The sequence below is a fragment of the Desulfonatronum zhilinae genome (genome assembly GCF_900182865.1).
Classification (GTDB): domain Bacteria; phylum Desulfobacterota; class Desulfovibrionia; order Desulfovibrionales; family Desulfonatronaceae; genus Desulfonatronum; species Desulfonatronum lacustre.
On record NZ_FXUJ01000021.1, the window covers coordinates 52,116 to 71,497 of the forward strand.

Annotated in this window: 9 protein-coding genes; 2 read left to right on the top strand and 7 right to left on the bottom strand. The window is 54.5% G+C overall.

Features of this window, described 5'->3' with window-relative positions:
- Positions 1-19 precede the first annotated feature (19 nt).
- The 3 genes from AC559A_RS15110 to AC559A_RS15120 all read right to left on the bottom strand — a co-directional run bounded on the left by AC559A_RS15110 (position 20) and on the right by AC559A_RS15120 (position 10,445).
- On the bottom strand, positions 20-8,971 hold the full coding sequence (locus tag AC559A_RS15110) for a glycoside hydrolase family 94 protein (protein WP_498818540.1): 8,952 nt from the start codon (positions 8,969-8,971) through the stop codon (positions 20-22).
- Positions 8,972-9,162: 191 nt separating this feature from the next.
- The gene (locus tag AC559A_RS15115) at positions 9,163-9,354 is read right to left on the bottom strand and encodes a Thivi_2564 family membrane protein (protein WP_028571753.1); all 192 of its coding nucleotides are present in this window, start codon (positions 9,352-9,354) and stop codon (positions 9,163-9,165) included.
- 104 nt (positions 9,355-9,458) lie between these two features.
- Positions 9,459-10,445 carry a hypothetical protein gene (locus AC559A_RS15120; RefSeq protein WP_498818541.1) on the bottom strand — a complete coding sequence of 329 codons (987 nt, stop codon included), beginning with the start codon at positions 10,443-10,445 and terminating at the stop codon, positions 9,459-9,461.
- Between the two features lie 847 nt (positions 10,446-11,292).
- Here AC559A_RS15120 and prsR point away from each other — a divergent pair.
- A complete protein-coding gene (gene prsR / locus AC559A_RS15125; RefSeq protein ID WP_498818542.1) occupies positions 11,293-12,672 on the top strand; it encodes a PEP-CTERM-box response regulator transcription factor in 1,380 nt (459 codons plus the stop codon).
- A complete protein-coding gene (locus AC559A_RS15130) occupies positions 12,665-13,081 on the top strand; it encodes a PilZ domain-containing protein (protein ID WP_156932880.1) in 417 nt (138 codons plus the stop codon). Before prsR ends, AC559A_RS15130 begins: the two co-directional genes overlap by 8 nt.
- A 4-nt stretch (positions 13,082-13,085) precedes the next feature.
- On the opposite strand, the gene AC559A_RS15135 is transcribed toward AC559A_RS15130, so the two are convergent.
- Genes AC559A_RS15135 through AC559A_RS15150 form a run of 4 tightly spaced genes read right to left on the bottom strand, consistent with a single transcriptional unit; the run spans position 13,086 to position 19,216 of the window.
- Positions 13,086-15,521: a heparinase II/III domain-containing protein gene (locus AC559A_RS15135; RefSeq protein ID WP_498818543.1), complete on the bottom strand. Its 2,436-nt coding sequence runs from the start codon at positions 15,519-15,521 to the stop codon at positions 13,086-13,088.
- A gap of 19 nt (positions 15,522-15,540) precedes the next feature.
- Positions 15,541-16,893 carry a flippase gene (locus AC559A_RS15140; protein WP_498818544.1) on the bottom strand — a complete coding sequence of 451 codons (1,353 nt, stop codon included), beginning with the start codon at positions 16,891-16,893 and terminating at the stop codon, positions 15,541-15,543.
- Positions 16,886-18,034: a sugar-transfer associated ATP-grasp domain-containing protein gene (locus tag AC559A_RS15145; protein ID WP_498818545.1), complete on the bottom strand. Its 1,149-nt coding sequence runs from the start codon at positions 18,032-18,034 to the stop codon at positions 16,886-16,888. The genes AC559A_RS15140 and AC559A_RS15145 overlap by 8 nt, the downstream gene beginning before the upstream one ends.
- 33 nt (positions 18,035-18,067) lie before the next feature.
- Positions 18,068-19,216, bottom strand: a complete 1,149-nt coding sequence (locus AC559A_RS15150; protein ID WP_498818546.1) for an ATP-grasp domain-containing protein — start codon at positions 19,214-19,216, stop codon at positions 18,068-18,070.
- Positions 19,217-19,382: the final 166 nt, after the last annotated feature.

Consider the following 19,382-nt stretch of genomic DNA (forward strand, 5'->3'; position numbering starts at 1 on the left):
TTTTGAAAGTAAAGTGGAATCAGCCGCATGCCAACACCACCTCCACCGCATGCTCTTGGCCGTCATCCACAAGCGCTATGGTCATTTCCTGTTGCGCCACTCCGTCCACAATAACAGTCGCCGCACCGTCCTCGTCATCCTGTTGCTGCCTGACCGAGATCCGGTAGTTGGTTCCCCGAAAGCGGTAGCGGATCGTAAAAATGTCCCACTTTGTGGAGAGGCAGGGTTCGAAAAACAATTTGTTGCCTTCCAGCCTGAAACCCAGCAGGGATTCCATGATCAGGCGGTACATCCAGGCGGCTGATCCCGTGTACCACGTCCACCCTCCCCTACCTGTGTGCGGCTCGACACCGTAAACGTCCGCCGCGACCACGTAGGGCTCGACTTTGTACGTTTTCACTTCCTCAGCGGAATTCCCGTGGTTGATGGGGTTGATCATGGCGAAGAGATCCCAGGCGCGGCGTTTGTCGCCCAACGCGGCAAAGGCCATGGTCGTCCAGATCGCGGCGTGGGTGTACTGTCCGCCGTTCTCGCGCACGCCCGGCACGTAGCCCTTGATATACCCCGGATTCAATGCGGATTTGTCAAATGGCGGATCCAAAAGCTGGATCAGGTCGTCATCCCGGCGCACCAGATATTTGTCCACGGCTTCCATGGCTGCCCTGGAACGTTTTTCGTCGCCAACGCCGGACAGGACCGACCAGCTCTGGGCTATCGAGTCGATCCGGCATTCGGGACTTTCAGCGGAGCCGATGGGGGTGCCGTCGTCGAAATACGCCCGGAGGTACCAATCGCCGTCCCAGCCATGCTCCTCGATGCTTCGGCCAAGCCGCGCGACCTCGTTGCGACATTGTCGGTCAAAGACCAGGTCTCCGCGCAGCCGCGCGATCTCGGCGAACCGGTTCAGCACCTCGCACAGGAAAAACGCCAACCAGACGCTTTCTCCCTTGCCTTCGTGGCCGACCATGTTCATGCCGTCGTTCCAGTCGCCGGATCCGATCAGGGGCAGGCCGTGCTCGCCGAACCTAAGCCCTCTCTGGATCGCGCGCACGCAATGCTCATACAGGCTGGCCGTTTCCTCGGACCTAACCGGAAGATCATAGTAGGATTCCTCGGTGTGACCCACTTGGCGGCCATTGAGGAAATGGATCGTTTCGTCCAGGACCCCGGTGTCGCCGGTGCTTTGGACGTAGCGGCACGTGGCCAGGGGCAGCCAGAGATAATCGTCGGAACATTTGGTCCGCACCCCTCTGCCGGTTGGCGGGTGCCACCAGTGCTGAACATCGCCTTCGGAAAACTGGCGTCCGGCGCAGAGGAGCAGATGCGCGCGCACAAGACCCGGCTCGGCATGGATCAGGGCCATGGAGTCCTGCAACTGGTCACGGAAACCGAATGCGCCTCCGGACTGGTAGTAGCCGCTGCGGCCCCAGAGCCGACAGGCGATGGTCTGGTACAGAAGCCACCCATTGGCCAGGAAATCCACGGATTTGTCGGGGGTTTCCACCTGCACGGCGCCCAGGGTGTGATTCCAGTATTGCCAGACAGCTTCCAGCTCTTTTCGCGCCGCGGTGGAATCACGATAGCGCTTTGCGAGACGTGCGGCGTGGCCATCATCTTGCCCGGCGCCGAGGGTGAACACGATCTCCCGGTCTTCACCGTCGTCCAGATCAAAAACAACATGCATGGCCGCGCAGGGATCCAACGCGGCCCCGACCCTGCCGGAGAGGCGGGACCGGGTCATGGCCGCGGGACGGGCCAGGGTTCCATTGCGACCGATAAATTCGGTCCGATCCGCGGTGACCGTTCTGGTGGCATGATCCACGTTAAAGAAGGCCACCCGCCTACCAAATTCGGTGTTATACGGGTTGTTCGCCAGAATCGCGCCGCTTTCAGGATCGATCTCGGTGCTCACGTGCATCCCGGTCTTGGGACGCACATCACCCAGCACCCACTCGATGAATCCGCTCACCGAGAGCCGTCGCGGACGGCCGCACCGGTTGCGCACCTTGAGCACCGTGAACTTGACCGGCGCATCCTTGGCTACGAACACCCAGACCTCCGAAATGATGCCGCGCTCCGCGTGTTCAAACACCGTGTATCCGAAGCCGTGCCGGGTGACATAGGGAGAAGCACCTTTGGCGGGATGCGGCATGGGGGACCAGAAATGGCCGCGATCCTCGTCACGTAGGTAAAAGGCTTCTCCGCTGGAATCCACCACCGGATCATTGTGCCATGGGGTCAGTCTGAATTCGTGGGCGTTCTCGCTCCAGGTGTAGGCTGGGCCGTTTTCCGAGACAATGGCGCCGAAATGTGGATTGGCCAGCACGTTGACCCACGGCGCGGGTGCGACCTGCTCGCGACTGGTTGAAATGACGTACTCATGACCATCCGGGGTGAATCCCCCGATGCCGTTGAAAAACAGGAGGTCTTCCCGGGGCAGGGCCGCGACGGTGGGCGGCAGGGGGCGAAAGAGACGGGTCGGCGCCAGGGCTGGAATAATCGGTTGATCACGACCAACGCGGTTCAGTTGATCCGCGAGCGTTCCCTGGCTATCGCGAATGACGATCCGGGCCAGGGCCTGAAAGATGATCCGGTCTTCCTCCGAAATCTGATCAGCGTTGCGCACGAACACCTCACCCGGGCGATCCGCCCGCTTGCCATGCACTCCGGCGGCGATAAATCCCATGATCTGATCGTGCAGAACCTGCCGATACCCGCCATGATCTTCATTGATGATCACCATATCCACGGCCAGGCCTTTGAGACGCCAATAGGCATGGGCTTGAACGAGCTGGCGGGCCAGCTCGATGTTCTCCTGATCCTCGATCCACAGCAGAACAATGGGTAAATCACCGGAAATGGAGTAGCCCCAGAGGCTGGATTGTCCCCGAAGATTTTTCATGATCAGGCTGGAATCGGCGCGCAGCCCGGAATTGGCGTAGAGTACCGAGGCCACGAGCCGCCCGTAGAGCTGTGCGTCGGATTCCGTGGCGTTGATCTGTTGCAGAAGGACCTGGCTATGGGTCCATGCCAGCTCGAAAACGCGGTCCACAAGATACCGGTCCCGGTATTTGCCCACCAGCCCCGCGCAGACATCGCGAGTCTCCGCCGCGCCGGTGATTATGTTCACGGTTGCCGATGCTTCCGGTTCCAGAGTGATTTGACAGCGAATGGCCACGATGGGATCCAGAACCGGCCCTTCGCCGCCGGAAAGAGGCGACCGGCTTTTCATGGCTTCGGGAGCGGCCAGCGTGTTCCCGCGACCGACAAACCGCAACCTGTCTGTTTCATAGGACATATCGCCCATGTCCGCATCGTGGACAGCCATGGTGTGAAACATCCATGGCGGTTTCTCGTCGGCAAAGCGAGGCCGCCGGGTCGCCATGATCGCGCACTGGGTCCTGATGATTTCGGTCTGGACGAAGAGATTGCTGAAGGCCGGATGCGCCGCGTCGGACGCCGGCGATGCCAGGACGACTTCCGCATAACTGGTCACTTCGATGGACCTGCGGGTCTTGGATCGGTTGGTAATGGTGATCCGGCGCAGCTCGGTATCATCCTCGGGGGATACGGATATCTCCGTATGGGTGTCGATATCCTCGTCCCGGCGGCGGAACTCGACCTGGCCTTCGGAGAATATGGCTTCGTACCGATCGGACGGCTTGAGCGTCGGCTGGTGCGCCGCGGACCAGAAGACACCGCTGGAAAGGTCCCGGATATAGCAGAAGGCCCCCCAATTATCGCAGGTGCCGTCTTCACGCCACCGGGTCACGGCCAGATCTTTCCAGCGGCTGTACCCGCCACCGGCATTGGTGACCATGACATGATATGTTCCGTTGGACAGGAGTTGCACCTCGGGGATGGACGTATTCGGAGTCATGGAGATGCGCAGCGGCTTCTCCTTCAAGAAAGCCGACATCTTCCGGGACTCGGAAAGATCCGAGATTTGCGAGTGGTATGCCGTGGCCTTGGGCAGCCGCTCCTGAAGCAGCAGCACGGTGGCCTGAAACATGGGATTCGCCTTGAACCGTTTCTGCATGGGTTGGTCCAGCAGCAGATGCGTCAGGGCGAGCAGGCTCATGCCCTGATGGTGGGCCATGTAGGACTGAACCACGGCGTTCGTCCGCCCGCGAGGCAGATGACTTGGAGTATAGTCAATGGCCTCGTAGAAGCCGTACCTGCCTTGAAAACCACGAGACGACAGATCCTCAAGATTGCGGCACGCTGCCTCGGGCGCCACCATGAGCGCCAATGCCGAAGCATAGGGGGTGATGACCAGATCTTCGGCCAGCCCGCGTTGCAGACCGAGACCGGGCACCCCGAAGGCCTTGTACTGATAGTTGAGCTGACTGTCGGTCATATTGTAGCCGGATTCCGAAATTCCCCAGGGCACGCCATGTTGCTTGCCGTAGTCGATCTGCCTGGCCACGGCCGCCTTGCAGCTTTGATCAAGAATTGTCTGATCATAAGTGGGCATCATCACGAGCGGCATCAGATATTCAAACATGGAGCCGCTCCAGGAAAGAAGAACCGATTCTCCGCCGGCAATGGTCTGCATCCGCCCCAGGGCGAACCAGCTTTCCTGGGGAAGTTGACCCTGGGCAATGGCAACGAAACTGCTCAGCCGCGCTTCCGAAGCCAGCAGATCGTAGAAGCTGCCATCCCTGCGCCCCTCGCTGACGTTGTAGCCGATGGCCAGGAGACGGCGCGCGCTGTCGTACAGAAAGGCAAATTCCATGTTCCGGGCTAGTTCCCGGCAATGGTGCGCAAGCTCGTCCAGGCGGACGATTCTTCTCCCGGCACTGAGGCTGGACTTGATGATCAGCCATTTGAGCTTGTCCAGCCGCTGTTTTTGCTCCGGTGTCTCGCTTTCTTGCCGCATTTCCTCGATCAGGGGCAGGACGTCATTATCGAGGCAGGCCAGCCGGCGCAGCGTGGGGATATCCTTGAAAGCGGGAATTTGATCGAGAATCCGCCCCGAAAGCGACGGCTCGGCCCAGGGCGCCAGCTCGTTCAATTCGTCCACCGCATCCCGGCACTGTTGCTCAAGGGACCGCGCCCACCACGCGGCGTTGCTCTCAGGATCGGCTTCGAAGTGCAGGGCAATTTCCTTGGCGGATGTCGCCAGTCGCCCGAGGGACGCCTTCAGGTCCCAAAGGGTCGTTTTTTGCGGGGTCTTGTCCGGCTTGTTCTGTGGCGTGGTGTTCTGTGGCGGGGAAGACCGGATGGACTCCATGTCTTCCATGAACCGCGTCAGCTGCGCGGGTATGCTCCCACTCGCAACATCCATGAGGACCATGGCCGTATCGGCAATTCCGTCGAACAGTCGTTCTCCGGTGAGCTTCTCGTCGGGAAGCGCGAGCAACCCTTCCCGCAAGGTCATCAGGCTCGCCGCCAGGTTCCCGCTGTCCACCGACGAAACGTACATGGGCAGGAGCGGCTTGCGGGTTCGGGTGTCGTACCAGTTGTAGAAGTGGCCGCGATGCCGTGCCAGGCCATCCATTGAACCCAGGGCGTTTTCCGTTCGATCCATGAAACGCCCGACGGTGATGTAGCCGAAGTCGCGGGCCGACAGATTTGAGAGCAGCGCAAACCCCATGTTGGTGGGCGACGTGCGGTGGGCCACCACCTCGCGCGGCGCTTCCTGAAAGTTGTCCGGGGGAAGCCAGTGATCTTCGGGGCCGACGAATTGCTCGAAAAAGGCCCAGGTCTTGCGGGAAAGCTTGCGCAAGAAGACCAACTGATCATCGGTCAACCGGACTTTCCGGGGCCGGATGGGCAGACTGAGCCACCAGGCGATCAGGGGAGAAACAAACCAGAGGGTCAGCACCGGCAAGGCGACTGAAAGTGTTCCAGGGAGTGCTCCCGACAATGCTCCCGGCAGTGTTCCGGTCGGAACCATTGTCCGGGCCTGAACCAGATACCCCGTCACGATCATGGCCGCGACCGGGGCGATCCACATCCTGCGATACGACGCGCCAAGCGCCGACAGGCCTGAAGTTGTTCCTGGCGCTGTTCCTGGCGCTGTTCCTGGCGCTGTTCCTGGCGCTGTTCCTGGCGCTGTTCCTGGCGCTGTTCCCGGCGCTGTTCCCGGCGCTGTTCGTCCCGTGCCCCGGGCGAGGCCCGGTGGGTTCCATTCCAGAAGCCCTCGGCCGGACACGTTCATCCGCCACAGGGTTCGCAGGATGGCGGCGGTGTTGGTCGCGGCCTCGTACGGCAGGCAGAGCAGCGTGAACGCGGACTGGGTAAGGCCTCTCCCGGTGGCCTGGGTCGCGCTTGCAAGGTGCTGGCTGACCAGGGCGTGGCCGGTGGTATTGAAGAAGCCCATGAGGCAGTTGATCAGGGCGGGAATCAGCACGATGCCGATGACCACCGCGGTCCAGAACCAGGGCGAGGACAGGACGGTCCAGCCGAGCAGGAGCAGGAGGGTCAGCGCCATGGGCACGAGGCTGCGCCGGAGATTGTCGAAAATTTTCCAGCGGGACAAGAGCGAGAGCGGATTTTTCGTGAATTTGGTCTTCGGGCCGGGGACACTCGGAAACAGCCATCGCAGGATCTGCCAGTCCCCACGAATCCAGCGTAGGCGGCGGTCCACGTCCGCGTCGTAGCGCGCCGGATACTCCTCGAAGAGCTGCACGTCGCTGATCAGTCCGGACCGGGCATGGCACCCCTCGATAAGATCGTGGCTGAGGATCAAATTTTCGGGGAAACGATCCTTGAGCACCTGCTCAAAGGCGTCGACGTCGTAAATACCCTTGCCGATGTACGATCCTTCGCCGAAGAGGTCTTGATAGAGGTCAGAGACGACCCCGGTGTAGGGATCAATGCCGGCGTCAAGCCCGTGCATGCGGGCATAGCGCGACCTGTTGGTTCCCGGCAGACTGACCGCCACCCGGGGTTGCAGAATGCTGTATCCGGACACGATGCGCCCTTTGTCAGCGTCGTATTGGGGACGGTTCAGGGGATGGGCCATGGCGCCCACGAGCTGCCATGCGGTATCCCGCGGCAGGTCCGTGTCCGTGTCCAGGGTGATGACGTACTTCACGCCGCGCAACACGTCGATATTGCCGACGATAAGCGAGAAATCCGCATCAGTTTTTTCCTGGGAATCCTGCTCGGACTTGCCGCCACGGAGCAACGCATTCAACGCCGCCAACTTGCCCCGCTTCCGTTCATGGCCCATCCAGGTCCGTTCTTTTGGGTTCCATTGACGAGGTCGATGGAAGAGAAAGAAAACGTCCTCATTGGCGCCGTATGTCGCATTGAGTCGTTCGATTCCTTGCCTGGCCAGCAAGACCAGCGATTCGTCCGCGGGGGTCTTTTCCTCGGAGGCGTCCAGGAAGTCGGTCAGCAGGGCAAAGCGCAGGTTTTCCTCCCGGCCGGCCAGAAATCGGACTTCCAGGGCATCCGTTAGTTCCGCGACATGTTCCGGACTGCAAAGCATGGCCGGAACCACGACCAGGGTGGCCGATTCCGAAGGGATGCCCTTGGAAAAATCCATGCGGGGCAGCCTCCGCGGTTTGGCAAGACGAGCGGCGATGAGGTTGATCAACGCCATGACCACTTGGCTTAGCGCCAGCAGAGAGAGCCCGCCCACGACCCAGAGCAGCGCTCCGTCCACCCCGTCTGAGCGGGTTTTGGCCAGCAGAGCGGCGCAAAGAATCACCGAGACGAAGCCAATAGCGCCGAGATACAGGAACAAAGGGAACCGGCGACCGAGGCCGCGGAGCATATCCAGGACCGTCGACCTGACCTTGACCCGGCTTTCAAGGTCCGCAATCCCTTGGTCAACCAGGTAGAAGCCCACATGACCCGTCCGGCTGTCGCCATCCGCCCCGGTCGCGCCTTGCCCGGCCAGCTCGATGGCTGTTCGGGCCACGTCCACTTCGGTGAATGCGCTTTTCCGAGCGACCTCCTCCACGACGTGCCGGTATTGATCTCGGGTGTTGAAATGCATTTGGCCGTGAATTCCGGCCGGATCTTCTTGCAGGATGTGTTCAACGGCGCTCAGGGTCTCCACGAACCGGCGCCAGTCGATGACGCTCAGAACGCGCAGACCCGCGATGCTGTTGCTGATGGAAAGCTGATCCGCGGCCTGCTGTTGATTCTCCGACTGCACCATCTGATCGATGGTCAGGCGGGATTCCGAAAGTTGCTGCTCGATCCAGGCCAGGGGCAGTGCGAGTGCGGCTCCCTGCCCCTGAAGTCGCCGAACCAGCTCCGCGACAAAGGAACTGGTCATGGGCGGTTTTGACCTGGCCATGTCGGCAACAGCGAGAATCAGGTGTTTCCGGTCATTTTGCGCCGTCTCGATAATCGTATCGGCCCACTGCCCGGCCAGATCACGGTCGGCCCGGTTCACGGCGATTCGAGCGGCAATCCGCCTCAGGTTCTCGATCAGGGCCAGGCGCAACATGATCGGAATGGCCCATAATTCGCCCAGCATCAAGGGCGTCACGGTCTGGTAGGCGGAAACGAAACCGCTCAGGCTCTCCAGTTCCACACGGCCGTCGCCGTGGGCGATGGTCTCCAGGGCAATGTCGTACACCCGGGGAAGCCCCCTGGATGGACCGTCCTTCAGGCGGGGAAGCTTTTTGGCGTAGCCCTTGGGCAACAGCTTTCTCGCCACCAAAATTTGCTCTTCGATCAGATAAAAGTTGTCCAGCAGCCATTCCCCTGCCGGGATGATTCCTCGATTGGCCTGTACGACCTCGGTCAACAGGCCGCGGACCGCGAACAGGACGCTTTCATTCTTGGCAAGCCTGGCCAGCAGGCGTTCCGGAGCATGTCCTTGATCCAAGACATGCAACCCCGCGAGAATTTTGCCGTGCTCCTCCATCTGGGAGGTACTGAACAACTCGGCACGCAACGGAGCTTCGTCGCCTTCGTTCTTATGGAAACGGGCATTGCCACGCAGCCGCCCCCAGAGTTGCACTGATTTCTCGATAAGTGTCGCCGCGGTGAGCGTCATGACAAATACATCCTTGGCTGAAATACCTGAAACCGAAGGGGCGGTTCGCGAACCGCCCCTTCGAAAGCAGACGTGTTGCTCCTTGTGACGACAGGTTGCTAACCGCCCCCTTTAAAACTGAAAGCGCGCTCCTGCACCTTGGTGGCCGTATTTTCAGGGTTCGTCGAGCGCATCAACAGCCCCTCGGCCATTCAATTCCCAACGCGGATTCCGGACAGGGAGCCTATCACCCCAAAGACGCTCAGCAACCAAATGATGACCGCGATAATCACGACGACGTTCAGGATGCTTTTTATGGTGGATTGCATCGGGATGTAGCTGTTGATCAGCCACAAAATCACGCCTACCACGACCAGAATGATGATAACGTTGATGAGAGGCACAATATTTCTCCTTTTTCATATGACGGCAAAGTCATCGATCAGGCGCGCCGCGCAGCCCGGACAGATACCGGATCACCCAAGGCGGACCTTTCCTCTTGGCAACGTTAGAAGTGGAAACGCACTCCACCGCCATAGCGGATGTATTTTTCCAGCTCATCCAGTTGGTCAACGGCCGCGCGGACTTCCAGGAACAGGGAAACATTGCGTTGATACGCTTCCCCGTAGATCCGATAACCCGTGTTCAGAAGAATCAAGTCCAGGCGATCCTTCCGACTGGAATCCCAGAATCCCAAACCGCCGCCGAAGTGCATCCGATCAAAGTGGTAGTACGCGGTCAGATCAGCCATGACCGAATCGGTGTCGTCGTCGCCGCTGACCACCGGGGCGAATCCGACCATGCCCAGAACGGAATAGTTTTCATGAAAGCGGTAGCCGTAGCCGACACGAAACAGCAGGTAGTTTGCGGGATCGGGCTGATGCAGGAAACCGATATCCGCAACCAATTGCCCACGCTTCAGGACCGGGTCCGTCCATGGAGAGTCCGTCGTGACGGGTGCGGGAACGGGAGCCGCGCCAACAGGCGGAACGGCCGGGGCCGGTCTCTCCATGGCCACGGGTGTCGCGGCAGGCACGGCGGTTGTCCGAGCCAGGGTCACGTTGCCGCATATCAGGGGAACGACGAAAGTATTGCGATTGCCGTCTTGATCGACCACCAGCCGGAACGCCTTGAAGGAGTCTTGCCCGGCCCAAACCACGTCCTTCATGACCTCGACGCGTTGCGCCTTTCTGTAGATCATCCATTGGAGTCTTTCGCCGACGGGCACGTCCACGGTTTCAATGTTGGACTGCTCCACCTGGACCACGAAATCATCGAATAATTCAGCGGAACCGGCCATTGAGAAGCCTTTTTCCAGATCAGGAAGCGTCTGTTTGACCATTTCCTGAAAATCACCGACCGTTTGCAATTCGGGTTTAAAAAACGGACTCCGGCCCAGCTGCTTCAGTTCCGTCTGAGCCTGAGCCATGCCGGCCACACCCACCAGCAGGAAGACAGCCACAATCCACACGCCCATTTTCAAGATGCTCTTCATTCTTCCTCCCCCCTTTTTTTTGTTGTGTGCACAGCACGAAAAGATGCCGTTTATCTCGGTAGCTTCAATAATACCTATCTGTTTGGCCGTGTCTGTAGGGGAAAGGCTTGTTTTGTGCGAGAAGAAATCCCGGAAGACAGGAATATCTCCCGGGGGGGAGGTTTCGGTTCTCAAATCCAAATCGCGATCGAAATTGGAAAGCACTGTGCACCACACTTGATTGCCATCTTCTTGGATATGTCGTTCGATTTCGATCCGGATTTCGATTTCGACGCGATCCGGGTAGCGCGTGAGGATCGAGAACAATCCGCCCCGGGGGTGAGATTACGGGGATGGCATCGTGGTTTGAGAATTGCAAGTGATGCTTGGCCAATGGTTCGCTTTGGCTGAGTACCCAGCCAACGGCTGGCCAGAGCTCCTGCTCCCGGATGTCAGAGCAAATCTGTTCTCATCGAAATCCAAATCGCGATCGAAATCGAAATCGAAAATGACAAATGCTGTGTACCACCTTGTGATTACGTCATCTTTTTGGACATGACGTTCGATTTCGATCACGATTTCGATTTCGATACCGATTCAGATAGCGGATGAGATCGAGAACAAATCTGCCCTACTCCCGGATGTCGTCCTCGGAATCCCGCAGGTTGAAGGACCCCGATGTCTGGAAATTCCGGACACGGTCATCAAGGGAGACTCCGGAGAATCCGCGCCGGGTCGACGACCGCCTGACAAACCCAAGGCATGACCTGGCCAGGGTTGTCCATGTTGTCTGGAACGAAACGGACTACTCAGGGAAAAACGGGGGCCGACGGCGGTAGAATACGCATCACCCGTGAAAGAGAACGCCATGAACAGACTGCTCATCGTCGACGACAACGAGGATATTCGGAAACAGCTCAAATGGGGATTGGGTCGCGATTATGATCTGGATTTGGCCGAAAACGCGGACCATGCCCTGACGCTGTTCCGCAAGCACAGGCCCGCCGTGATCACGCTGGACCTCGGCCTGCCTCCCCATGAAGACAGCTCCGAGGAAGGATTTCGCTGCCTTACGGAAATCCTCACGTTGGCCCCTGTCGCCAAAGTCATCGTTATCACCGGCAACGACGGCCAGGAAAATGCCCTCAGGGCCGTACAGATGGGGGCCTACGACTTTTACCGCAAACCCATTGACCTGGATGAACTGCGGATCATCATCAAACGAGCTTTCCATCTCGCTTCCCTGGAGGCGGAAAACCGCCGCCTCCTGAGCACGACCCTGCCGGGCATGAATGATTGCCTCGGCATTGTCGGTCAGTGCCCGAAAATGAGGGAGGTGTTCGCGATGATACGCAAGGTGGCCGATTCCGACGCTTCAGTGATGATCACAGGAGAATCCGGCACGGGAAAAGAACTTGTGGCCAGGGCCGTTCACGCCAAAAGTCCTCGCGGCAACAACAACTTCGTGGCCATCAACTGCGGCGCCATCCCGGAAAATCTTCTGGAGGCCGAGCTGTTCGGGCATGAAAAAGGGGCCTTCACCGGCGCTCATGCCCGAGTCCAAGGCAAGTGCGAATACGCGCATCAAGGCACCCTGTTTCTGGACGAAATTGGAGAATTGCCGTTGAGCCTGCAGGTCAAGTTGCTGCGCTTCCTGCAGGAAAGAGTGATCCAGCGCGTGGGGGGTCGCCAAGACATCCAGGTGGACGCCCGCATCATCTCCGCCACCAACATCAACATCGCCAAGGCCATGGAGCAGGGAACCTTTCGAGACGACCTGTTCTACCGGATCGGCGTGGTGACCATTGACCTGCCCCCCTTGAGAGAACGTGGCGAGGACATCCTCGTGCTGGCCAACCTGTTTTTCCGAAAAAACTGTCGAGATCTTAACCGCAAAATAGGGGGGTTCAGTACGGAATCCTTGAATTGCCTACGCTCTCATGATTGGCCCGGCAACGTGCGCGAGTTGGAGAACAGGGTCCAGCGGGCCGTGATCATGACCAACACCCGTTTCATCGAGCCCGGGGATCTGGGATTCGACGACCAGCCACCATCCTCAGCCGATGATCCGTCGTCGTCGGTCACCTTGCGGGAAGGCAGAGAGACGGTGGAGCGGCGAATGATCCAGAACGCTCTCCAGGAGCATGCCGGCAACATTTCCAAGGCCGCCGAGGTACTGGGCATATCCAGGCCGACCCTGTACTATCTGGCCAAAAAACACGACCTGGACCAGGGAAACCATGCCTAGCCCCCCTTTGCAAGGAAATGGCGAACCACCCCCGCGCACCGGCCACAAGCGGCGGTGGCCGCGACTCCTGTTCGATCTCGTTCTGAACAGGACCATCTGCATCTTGCACGTCAACGGTTCCAGCACCGTCAAGGCCGGATTGCGCGACCTCAGCAGGCGAAGCGCCGGGTTGCAGAACCTCTCGGGCCGCACGGAAGTCAACAAGGGCGACACGATCATGTTCAAAGAGCTTTCAAGAAACAGCGACTTTTCGATTCTGCGTTGGCAAAGCGGCACGGTGATCTGGAGCAACCAGGAAACCGACCGGTTCGCCGTGGAGTTCTCCGAGCCCTTGCCTTACGTCAAGATGAGCCCAAGGCTCATTGACGCCTTCGCGGAGGAGATCCCAGGCAGGCTGTTGCTGCCTTGAGGGATCAGAACAGAAGCACGCCTTCCGGAGAAGAGAGGATGCCGAACTCATCACGGGATTCCTGAACAAGTACGTTAAGCATATCTTCGGAGACTGATTGTGATACCTTAAAATAGGTATTGGGTTTAACGTTAAACAATAATTGCCGAATGCCTTTTGCATTCTCGACGGAATATTCAATCGTCTTTGAAGGTTCAATATCGGATCGATGAAACAATATAAGCCAATTTTTCCTTGCATCGATAACTCGCGCACCGACCATGCTTGCGGATACAGTCTCAATTTTCAATGTAGCAGGAATGGAGTCAACACTGCTATTTGTGGGAAACAACACAGTCAGAAATTCATCGTACGTGTTGGGCGATCCAGGTTGAATTTCAATACGCCAAGCACCAGGGTCCTCATTTCTTCGCGCTCGAGGTATCTCCTCCTGGGCAAAACGTCGATTAGCTCCATTCAACCAGAATTCATATCCCTCTCCACCGATTCTCCTGATTATGCCCTGCTCTGGAAGCAATGTCTTGACGAACAGCCTGCCCTCCCCTTGGGTGATCTTGATAAGATCGGTGTCTGAAGATTCCACAATCCCCGCGTCACTTGCTCCCTGGACAACCATGAAATCGCCGTTCAATTCGGGACGGCCGCTTTTGTCGTAATAGCTGCCGCTGTGCAACAGCCATTTTTTCGTGAAATGTTTCTCCGGAACATCAATCCTGTCAAAAATGGTTACGACATCCGGAGGTAAGTAGACAAACGACCTTTCGACAAGATGCACCTTTTTGGGCTGGTTGTTGCCGCGACCTGAGTACTTGTTGCTGTAAGCATTTGTGAGGTCGGTTCGAATATAATCATATTCATCCGTACTTTCGTAGTTCGTGATAATTCCCATTTCAAATTCATCAATTCTATTCTTCAAGTCCGCAATGCTGAACGGCTTGTTATGGCTTCCACTCGAGGAATGAGGGGGGCTGAACGTAACCCACGCAAGTCTTTGTCCTCCATCAACATGAAGCAGATTATTCCTTGGCCATCGAACGCTTTTTTCTTGTGGATGATCAATGAGCAAGGTGTTGTGCGCCGTAGTTCTCTTCCAATAATTCCAGTTCATGCGTCGCCCCCACCTCCAATTATCGTAGTATCCGCTATCGATTGCCAGCGGGCGGTGCTTGAAGATGGTGAACGAGCCGTGATCGAGCTGCGAATGAAAACCCCAATGAATGCCGCTTTTGAAGGAAATGAGCGTATCATCTTCTTCAAATCCGGTGCGGATGACGATCTGATCCCCAAACCTCTTTGAGCGGGGCAATTCATCCAGACTGGCTTCAGGGACCGTGGGGTCGTACCACATGAGATAATAAACAAGAGGGGATCGCAACCCGCCTCGACCAAGCCATATATCGGTATCGAAAGTTCCGTTATCCCAACGGTAATGCCTGTTGAGAAATGTCGTAAAATATGGATTCTTGAACGAATTTTGCAACAAGGCCATGTTGTTGACGTCATGAAAGGAAATTCCAGGATAATTTACATCGCCTATGTTTTCATAGATGTTGTCAGGTCTTGTATTGTACATGATATAATATCCGGCATTCTCGAGATTCGAGAATGTCCCTTCCCACGGATTGATTTTTCCGTTGGTAGCTGTTCTCCAGGCCTCCGCATACTTGCCATACGAAAAAATTTGTTGGCGTGCGTACATCACTCCTTCCCAACTGCACGTTCCGTCCACATATGCCACCGAGTCGGCGACATTGTAATACACGCCGTCTCTGGTTACACCACGTTCCATAACGTCGAGAGCTTCCTCGAGATGGTCGATGGCGCTGGGGTTGTCGCCATAAGTAGCAATGCCCGCCGCCAGCATAGCGAACTGCGCCTGACTTGCATAATTATGGAAGTCAGGCAAACCGGCCCACAAATTATCCTGGTTGCCTTGATAATACAGGTTGATGAGCTTCACGAAATGTTGTGTCCTTCCTGACCGGACAATCGTATCATAACACCAGTCAAAACCGATCGATAAACCTTCAAGGGCATGCGCGAATCCATTGTTGGCGCCCCCATGGGCCTGAATGGCGTTGGGCGCGTTATCCATGGCGGCCACGACCAGTTCGCACCATTGCTCGTCCCTGGTCATCTGATACAGATACCCATATTTGTAGATATAGTTTTTTAGTGCAAGTAATCGATTTGGAATTCGAGAATGCTTCATGTGTCGTGTCGTCAACAAACGATATGCATCAGCAAGCTCATGTTCCGCTTTTGATTTTATAATATTCCTGTTATTATTTGTAATAAACATACGAGGATGTTCAACGAATATTTCATTGTAATACTTAGTTAATTCAGAACTTATATTGTCTGCATATGCTATATTCAAATTAAATATGAAAAATAGTGTATGTATAAAAAGTAAACGAAATAGAATGTCAGCTTTCATATCGCACCTCACTATAACTTTATAAATTAATTGACAAACGAGGAAAATACCCAGTTGTTTTTCCAAATTTTAATTTCATAAAACACAATGTAGCGATATTCCATGTCATCATACTGATCATTGCTGCAATAGCCGCTCCATGAATTCCATAGCGAGGTGTCAGCAATATATTCAAGACCACATTGGATACGGCGGCAATAAATACTATATTTTTGAATGTATTTTGATTATCGGTCATGTTCATGAAAAACCCTGTCGACCCCGCGATGGAATTCACAAATTGTCCCAAGACCAGAAGCACAAGGGCAGGATAGGCCACGATGAATTCAAATCCGAATAATATCTGTAAAATCGACTTGCCAAAAAGTACCAAGGCAACAAGTACCGGGGTTGTCGTCCAAAAAATGAGCTTGGCCGATTTTTGGGCTACATAAAACAGTTCGTCCATCTTGCCCGCATGATACAGTTCGGAAAATTTGGGCGCCGCCATGGAATTGATGGCTGTCATAACAAAACTCGTCAAAGAGGCGAGCTTCACCGCAACGGCGTAAACTCCGACTTCCGCATCAGGCCTGAGCATGCCCAGGATCAGGACTCCGGTCTGTCCGATGACGAACATCATGGTGGCTGTCGCGAGCATGGGCAGGGATAAGACGAGGATATCCTTCAGTGACATGGGATGAACGATATCGCCTGGAGCGGATTCCCGCCGAAAAGCCCGCGCCATGATCCATGCCCCGACAATGGCAGTGATGGCAATCGAGGCAAGAAACGCATGGATCGGATCGTCGGGGTGGAAGACGAAAAAAGTCAGAGGAACCAGGATGAACAGTTTTGCAAGCTGTTGGAGGAGCTGCAGGAAGGCGAAAATCCGGAACAGGCGCAGTCCGCGAACCGCTTGTTGGTTCAGGAGCATAAGTGATTTGAAAAGAATGAACACCGACGCCAAACTGAAATAGTACTGCAAATGGGGTTTTGAAAAGATTTTTTCCGCTATGAACCCTGAACAGAGAAACAGAATCAGGCCGGTGACCGCGGAGACGCCGGCCACCATGTATTGGGTCTTGCGGTAAACATTGAATGCCGATGTCGGAGAGTATCGGGTCAGATGTTCCGGAATCAGTCGCAGAATGGAGGTGCTTGTTCCCAGGACGGTAAATATTGTCGTAAGAATAAAAAAGGACTGCAGCACGGCGACAATGCCAAAAACCTCTGCCCCATACATTCTTGCGATGATGACCGAAGTTGCCAAGCCAAAAATCGTGGCGAGAATTTTCGCCGAAATCGCCCAGGTCGCCCCCTTAATTATTTCTGAGAATTTCCGGTCCTCGTAAAGATTACGTATTCTGTTTACAATGTAAGAATTATACATTGTTTTGCACTACTTTTAATTTTGAATTCTCTTGTAAAAATGTTTCCTTAAAATCACGCATGACCCACATCGCAAAGATTGCTCCCCAGTCGTCATTTCCTTCGACCAATACCACGCCATCAGGCGTAAAGGCGACATCCCATCCGACGCTGTACAGGCCTGGAGTCCACTCATGCGCCTTGCGGGCCAAATCCAACGCATCAGAAAAAAATGGAATATAACACCCAGAAAATATTACATTCGATGTTTTGTGTGCAAAAATTTCCGAAATACTATCACCAGTTACCCATAGTCCAACATCATTAAGTTGCCCGGTGTCCTGATTCACTCCAACAACAGCTCTGGCATTTTCATTATTATCCGTCATGCTGCCTCCTCCTCCAATCCTGAGATACGTCAGAAAAACATTGACATTGTCGCCATGTCTGAACGTAATGACCCTCAGTGTATTGATTGATTGGGGGTGAAGCCGATCAATATCTTCGTGTTGTGTAATGAATGGCTGGCATAAAAAAGGACTATCCACAAGCTTCATTAATTCGTTCATTTCTGCTTTCTTATTGTTTACATAGTATTTACCATGTCTGGCTTCAAATTTGAACGCTCCTTTGCCTTTAATTCCAAAACGTGGCTTACAAAATAGACATGTATAGTCAGGATGTTGAGAAAAAAAGTCCAATACTGCCCCTTGCCCTGACGGACCGAAATCGCAATTGAGCCCGGGCCCCATCTCGCCGATGCTTTGAACAGTTTGGATTCCCGCAGCTGAAAAATAGCGCTCAAACAGCAGCTTGTCTTGCAATAAACATATATAATCATATGGTTTTGTGCGATTTTTCGCTTCTCGCATTGACTTGAACATGGAATACGGAAAATAATTTTTCGTAATCTTCTTTCCAATTAAATCGACATCCTGCAAGAAGTACAAAATGGAAAGCTCCCCCCACCGGATATCAATGAATAAAAGTTCCAGATACCTGCGAAACGTGGACTTCCGAGGCATGGCAACGACCCTGTGGTCGCTTGATTTTGCCAGGTCGTGAATCTTTCGGTGTTCAACCAAACTGAAAAGCTTGCGGATTCGATAGATCTGCCTGACGGCCTTCAACCCTCGATTGGCAATTGTTTTAATTCTCTCCATGGATTTTTCCTGCAGCACCAAATCCGTATCCGTTCAGAGGCTACAAGGGTTTTGCGGATTCGGGCGTGCGCATGCGTCCGTCGAACTCTGAAGCGAGACCCTGTGACGCTTGTCCAGACTTTCCAAGGCATACTCCAGACGCAGATTGGCGCAAGCATTGGTATAGAAATATCCGTGCTCGAATTGCCATTGCCCGTTCACGAATTGATATCTGCCCATGTTGCCTTGATGTTGCGGATCATCAATTTTTCTTTCACCGAACATGGCCTGGATCTCGTTGACCCAAACTTCTTTCGTCTCCGGTTGTACGAAGAGATCCACGGCCACGCTTTTCAGATTGTGCGTATCCGTGATTATTTTCACGTAATCCAACAGTTCCTGATCCGGCTTGCCCCAGGACAATACTCCTGAGCCACTGTGGAAATCGCCTTTCTTATGTTTGAAACGGCAAAAAAAATTGTCCCCTACGCGAGTGATTCGCCATTCCTCAACATTCGGCAGATATTCCTGAAAAATCACTTGCCCCCACCTTCGATCGCGTGGATCGCCTCTGCGCACCACCAAACCTTTATGAAAAATTGCGCGAACCATTTGTCGTGCCTGACTTCGCGATTTGACAATCCAAACACCAAGCGAAGCAGCAGCCTGGTCAAGCTTCAATACAACGGGAATTTTTGATCTTTCAATGTACTCTAATGCCTCATTTTTTCTGTAAAAAATTTCTGTTTGAGGAATTTTGATTCCGTTGATAAGACAAAAATCCCGAACACGGCTCTTGTTTTCATAAAGCCATAAACTTTCATAACACGGAAAAATGATCTTCCCGAGCTTTTGTGTCAGAAAGTAAAGTCGATCGTCAAACAGTTTCTTCCAAAGCGTATTTACAATCGTAGGCCAAACAAGGAACAGTTGACATTGAGATTTCATAAAATTTTCAATCCATTTTGTGTCATGGATCTCGAAAACTTCATATGATTTTTTCAAATCAATACAAGCAGCAATATAGTGTCTGTGATACTGAGCAAGATCATAAATTATTCCAATTTTTATATTACTTCCGAAATCGTATTTCCATTCAAACTCCGTACCTATATATTTATTTTCTTTTTCCCATATTGTTTCGATGAAATTATGATAGGGAATAATATTTCTGATAATTTTCTTTGCAAATCCTGGGGTCATTTTGTTGACTGTTTCGTTTCTTAGCAACCTTTTTAGCATAATATTTACCTATATTGTTGCATTGTGTTTTAATTATCTGTAGAAATCCTGGTCCTCTGGACCAGGTCAGAGTTCAACGGCTCTGCCAGTTGAACAAATGAAGAATGGTCGATTTATGGTCATTCTT